This window comes from Paraburkholderia sp. BR13439 (assembly GCF_040948805.1).
GTDB classification, from domain to species: domain Bacteria; phylum Pseudomonadota; class Gammaproteobacteria; order Burkholderiales; family Burkholderiaceae; genus Paraburkholderia; species Paraburkholderia youngii.
In genome coordinates this window covers 1-5,426 of record NZ_JBFPKN010000078.1, presented here as the reverse complement: position 1 = coordinate 5,426, position 5,426 = coordinate 1, and the positions used below count along the sequence as shown (strand labels likewise).

Sequence of the window (5,426 nt, the reverse complement as noted above, 5' to 3'; positions counted from 1 at the left end):
GCGCGCGGACTCGGGGAGACTCTCGAGCCGCTCCTTCTCCAGTGTCGCCAGTTGCTGCTCGACGAGCGCCAGTCGTTCGCATTCGCGCAGCAGCCGTTGCTGCAGTTCCAGTGGCAGTGGCAGTGGCATACCGTCGTGGCGCCGTACGTCACCGCGTGCCAGACGTGCGGCGAACTTCCGGCTGTCGACTTCACCCCAGCAACCGAGCGTGACCAGTAGCTTGCGCATGCGATCCCGGTGTTGCAGGACTTCCTTCTGCAGTTGCCCACGATCGCGTATCACGTGGCGCGACGCCTCATCCTGCAGTGACGGCACACGGATCGCGCGCATGCGATCGCGTTCACCATGCAGCCACGCACGCAGGTTGATGACCAGCCTGATTACATCCAGCCGGTCCGTCTTGGCGCGCCGCTTCTGGCGCTCAACAGGGATGCTCGCGGGATCGACGACATAATATTCGATCCCGCGAGCTTGCAAGGCACGATAGATCCAGAACGCGTCTTGGCCGGCCTCATAGCTTACGGCAATCCGTAGTTCAGCCGGCAACGCCCATTTCTGCCGGTGCTGTTCAATCAGGGACAGCACCGCCTGCAGACGTGATGTGGCCTGTGGCTGCGTGACCGTATGCACGGCTGGCCGATCGCGGCGGCCATCATGCAGCGCAACTTTCCACTTCGCCATTGCGAGCTCAAGCGACACCGCCAGTACAATTTCCTCGGCGCACGGTGTGGAGACCTGTTGTGTGTGCATGATGCTCTCCTTTGAGCAAGCGTTGACAAGCTGATTTTACGGATCAGCTCACCGGCCTTCCTGCTGCATAGGATCTAACACCCTCTAATCGCCCCCGCTGAGCGCCGACGCCCGACTAAGCCCTTTTTCCATCTACTCCACCGGTTGGCAGCGTGTGGCACCTGGCACAGGCTATCGTGTGATCCGACGATAATCGGAAATCGTGAAAGAGCCGCTTTCCGCGCCCGGCCTCGCCAGCACATTTCCACCCCTACCCACCGGGTGGTCAGTTCTACGACAGCATTCGCCATTGCGAATGTGCCAAATCGCTCATCGCGGAGCAATTGCAAAGGATAGGGTCGGAGACTGGCACGACGCCCGATTGGAGGGACTGCGGCCGAGTGCAAGAACAACGCTGGGCTGCGGAGGTATATCGCGCAGCCCCGTGGGTCTCCTACATATATCTGAGAGGCGCACTCACGATTGCTGCCGTTTGCGGCGCAACGTTTGCATCAGCAGCTGTCGACTTCGCCGAGCCATTCGATGCACGCCTCCGCCAGAGGATAGCCGACAAAGCGCCACTACCAGTCTCCGAGGTGCTCTTCCCGCACCGGTGCTGAGGTATTCCGACGCCTTATTGCTCCGCCGTTTTTTTTGTTGCTGCCTTCCTGCCTGCGGCTTTCTTCGGAGCAGCTGTCTTGCTGGAATGGACTGCTTTTGCCACCTTTCGAGAATTTTCGGGTGTCTCGGCCGCGGAGATCAGGAACTTCGTGCGGTCTCTGGCACCTGCGATCCACGACGGCGTACGACCACGCCCGCTCCAAGTCGCTCCTGTCCTAGGGTTCTGATAGATGTGAGGCTGCGGCTCCTTTACTTTCTTCTCAGACTTAAGCGTTTTCTGAGCAGTCGCTGTTGAGTTCGTCGTAGTGTTCGTCACCAGGAACTTGGTGCGGTCTTTTATCTTAGCGATCCAAGCCGGTGCCCGGCCACGACCGGACCAGTTCGCCCCCGTCTTTGGGTCGGCGTACTTCGTTGCCGATGCCTCCCGCTTGGCCGGTGCAGTCGCGCCGGGTCCGCGGCCGGGTCGCCTGCCCAAAGACGCCTCAATATCAGCAATAGATAGAGAGTGCTGTTCCAGCATACGGAGGATTTTCCCGATCGCTGTTGCCGAATATCTCTTCTCTAACACTGCCACCCGTGCTTGGAGCTTTGCGATTTTTGCCTGGACGGCTTCCAGCGTAGCCATGCTTGTTTTCCTTTGGATAGGATGAGTAAGCCGCACTATGCCATATCGCCCAGCGAACACAAACAGCATTGCACGGCTTGCCGAGTTAATACACCTTGAAACGAATACCCTGGCTATTCAAAAACACGGACTTCTCGGTCCGCGCCCGTGGATAAGGCGACAATTCGCACATAGCGAAACGATCAATCGTTCGAAATGGGAAACAGTGTAACTCCCGATGCGCATGTCATCCGCGCCCCATCGTCGCCTTAACACGTAAGATGCCCGTCGACGCCGAGAGCGATAGCAAGAAAAACCTGTCAAAAGGCTGTAGCACTATTTCTGGTGCCCGCCTCGCTGGATTCGAAACGTACAGAACACATGACGACGAAAATGCAGGGACTGCGGACGAAGGCAGCGAAAATCCGGGCCAAAACCGACGCATCGCGTGCGGCAGAACATTTCGTAGGCCCGCGGTCATTTGCGGCGATCGCGACTACCACACCGACAAATCGCCAACACTTGCATGATCGCGGCATAAAGCCAGTGATTGGACAACGAAGAACCGAAGATGGTAGCGGTCTCAGCAAATTCCGCTGGTTGGCAGCACGGACTCACGCGTGGCTCTGCAACGTCCGACGTCGTCGTATCGACATCGACCGTCGCGGCCATATTATCAAGCAAGCATTCGTCAGTTTTTGCTTGCTCGCTCATCTGCTGGAACATTTTCAAAGGAGAGGAGTCACATCTTTGAACTGGCCTCTTACCATGAACTCACGGAAATCACTCGCCACGGAGCCCCGATGAACCTGCAACGTTTCCCCCGCTACTCGCTCACCTTCGGGCCGACGCCGATCCAGCCGCTCAACCGTCTGAGCGAGCATCTCGGCGGCAAGGTCAAGCTTTATGCCAAGCGCGAGGACTGCAACAGCGGCCTCGCGTTCGGCGGCAACAAGACCCGCAAGCTCGAATATCTGATCCCCGACGCGCTTGCGCAGGGCTGCGACACGCTCGTGTCGATCGGCGGAATCCAGTCGAACCAGACGCGCCAGGTCGCGGCGGTTGCCGCGCATCTGGGCCTGAAGTGCGTGCTCGTGCAGGAGAGCTGGGTCAACTACCCAGATGCGGTGTACGACCGTGTCGGCAACATCCTGATGTCGCGCATGATGGGCGCCGACGTGCGGCTCGTGCCGGACGGCTTCGACATCGGCTTTCGCAAGAGCTGGGAAGACGCGCTCGACAGCGTGCGCGCTGCCGGCGGCAAGCCGTACGCGATTCCGGCCGGCTGCTCAGATCATCCGCTGGGCGGGCTCGGCTTCGTCGGCTTCGCCGAAGAGGTGCGCCAGCAGGAAGCCGAACTGGGCTTCAAATTCGACTACATCGTCGTGTGCTCGGTGACGGGCAGCACCCAAGCGGGCATGGTCGTCGGTTTCGCCGCCGACGGCCGCGCCGATCGGGTGATCGGCATCGACGCCTCGGCGAAACCGGCGCAGACGCGCGAGCAGATCACGCGCATCGCGAAGCGGACCGCCGAGAGCGTCGAGCTGGGCCGCGACATCACCGCGAAGGACATCGTGCTCGACGAGCGCTACGGCGGTCCGGAATACGGTCTGCCCAACGACGGCACGCTCGAGGCGATCCGTTTGTGCGCGCGGCTCGAAGGCATGCTGACCGATCCGGTGTACGAGGGAAAATCGATGCACGGCATGATCGACAAGGTGTGTAACGGCGAATTTCCGGCCGGCTCGCGCGTGCTGTATGCGCACCTGGGCGGCGTGCCGGCGTTGAGCGCGTACAGCTTCATCTTCCGCGACGGTTGACGGGTTTAAGGGCCTTAGGCGACGGGCGTCGCCGGTCCGGGGTTCAGGCCCGACTTCATCAGATATGCTTGCCGCGTTCATTGCGACGTCGAGTTAAAGCCGCGTCAGCTGCGCGGAGTCGTCGTCGACATTGCGTATCGAAACGCTGCTGGCTTCTCACGTGCGGGCACTCAAGGCATTTCGCGGCATGCCCACAGAGGCCAAGTCCGAATGAAAGAGGCTTCGTCCGCAATCAGGTGCCTGTTGCGGGCGATGGCATCAAGGCGCCACGATGTGGTTCTCGCACTCTATTAACTCCCTCGAAGGGGCAGTCCACGGCAATCGTAAAGCTAGGGTTTTGATCTGGCCACGAATGTCTGTGCGCTGCCGGCGACCGGCAAGCCCGAATTGGTAGGCCCGGAAATTCGCCGCACTCGGTTGCTTGAAGGTGTCGCATCTTTACCTCCTTGTCTTATCGGGATGGACAGCTGACCCGGCGCGCATCACTGGGCACGCGAGTTCGAGAGGCCAAGGCTCACGACGCGCCGCTTACACGGTGCACGAAACACGCACCGAATTTATCGCACCGGCGTGCAGACCGTTTCGTGGCTGACGATAACCTCGGCTTCGAACAGCAGTTCCTCGATGTCGTGCAGCCTCAACTGAAACAGGTAGTACCGCCACACCGCGCAGCTGATGACCGCAGTGGAAGACGATAACCGTGATAAAGCGATTTTCCATCCTTCATCACGCGATCTTACTCGACCAATTCAGCAACGTGACAGTGGCAAGCTTACTGATCGAGAGGGTGTAGTCGCGATCGCCGCCTTGGTTCTCTTTCCTTCAGATGCCGACCTCGACGTTATCCTCACGGGACGACTTGGCGCCGACGCGGTGAGCCTTTTCGTTGTCGGGCTGTCCGGCGTTTGATGGGGATGGCGCTCGCCTTCACGTCGGAATTCGTCGTCGCCTTTGCCGCTCACGCTCCAGCCTGCGGTACGCGCCGCTTTCCGCCGTGCCTTTGGGACGAACATGGCTACCACTAAATAAGAGTGAAAAGCATGAACGTCACCAACTACATTCAATTCGACAGCGACGACCCTCGACACCGCAAAGGGCGCGGGCCTCGTCTCCACTATGGACCGCGACATGGACATCAAAGTTGTTCGCGTTGGTCCTATCTCACGTCAGCGGATTGGAAGGCCGTTATATGGTAACAACCACGCGCGTGTGGGACCTTGTCAGATTTTCGACAATGTCAGGAATGAAACAACGCGTTGAAGAGTGATCTCGTTGTTGGGCAAGCATTTTTGGATTGGTACGACACTTGCGCGTCTCACGCCACGCAAACAAGAGGAGAAATCCATGGTTAGACTCAGCGCTCGCGCCAACGGCCACGCTCGATGCTTTCGGCAGACACAAATACGCGCTGTCTGGCACAGAACCACCGGCATATCGACCTCAGCCGTCCCACGAGTTGTCAATAGCAAGAGGCGGCACGCGAGCATAATGTTGGCTTATAACGACCTAACAGGTTGCTGAAGTCCCGCTGAAACACGTCATCGCGCAGAGTTCGTGAAGCGTTGATAGATGAACCACCACTTGCCCACTGGAGATCATGGGCGGCGCCGACACGTTCACCGAGAGTTTGTTTTCCGTACGCAAGCTGGACG

3 protein-coding genes and 5 pseudogenes are annotated in these 5,426 nt (G+C 59.2%); 3 read left to right on the top strand and 5 right to left on the bottom strand.

Annotation, left to right across the window (positions count from 1 at the left end; all coding sequences use genetic code 11):
* The 3 genes and pseudogenes from AB3X96_RS41920 to AB3X96_RS41910 all read right to left on the bottom strand — a co-directional run.
* Window positions 1–750: pseudogene (locus AB3X96_RS41920) on the bottom strand (IS110 family transposase); the annotation flags it as partial.
* A 115-nt stretch (window positions 751–865) separates the two neighbouring features.
* Window positions 866–958, bottom strand: a pseudogene (locus AB3X96_RS41915) (cytochrome c peroxidase); the annotation flags it as partial.
* A 405-nt stretch (window positions 959–1,363) separates the two neighbouring features.
* Window positions 1,364–1,975: an H-NS family nucleoid-associated regulatory protein gene (locus tag AB3X96_RS41910; protein ID WP_368594333.1), complete on the bottom strand. Its 612-nt coding sequence runs from the start codon at window positions 1,973–1,975 to the stop codon at window positions 1,364–1,366.
* A gap of 431 nt (window positions 1,976–2,406) precedes the next feature.
* On the opposite strand from AB3X96_RS41910, the pseudogene AB3X96_RS41905 reads away from it, so the two are divergent.
* The 3 genes and pseudogenes from AB3X96_RS41905 to AB3X96_RS41895 form a co-directional block, all read left to right on the top strand.
* A pseudogene (locus AB3X96_RS41905) lies at window positions 2,407–2,708 on the top strand (IS5/IS1182 family transposase); the annotation flags it as partial.
* Between the two features lie 49 nt (window positions 2,709–2,757).
* Window positions 2,758–3,774 carry a 1-aminocyclopropane-1-carboxylate deaminase gene (locus AB3X96_RS41900; protein WP_368594332.1) on the top strand — a complete coding sequence of 339 codons (1,017 nt, stop codon included), beginning with the start codon at window positions 2,758–2,760 and terminating at the stop codon, window positions 3,772–3,774.
* 342 nt (window positions 3,775–4,116) lie between these two features.
* Window positions 4,117–4,242: pseudogene (locus tag AB3X96_RS41895) on the top strand (IS110 family transposase); the annotation flags it as partial.
* A 42-nt stretch (window positions 4,243–4,284) separates the two neighbouring features.
* Here AB3X96_RS41895 and AB3X96_RS41890 read toward each other — a convergent pair.
* Together AB3X96_RS41890 and AB3X96_RS41885 are read right to left on the bottom strand one after the other, a co-directional pair.
* A pseudogene (locus AB3X96_RS41890) lies at window positions 4,285–4,501 on the bottom strand (IS6 family transposase); the annotation flags it as partial.
* Window positions 4,502–5,233: 732 nt separating this feature from the next.
* The coding region (locus tag AB3X96_RS41885) for a hypothetical protein (RefSeq protein ID WP_368594331.1) at window positions 5,234–5,426 on the bottom strand (193 nt) is incomplete at its 5' end.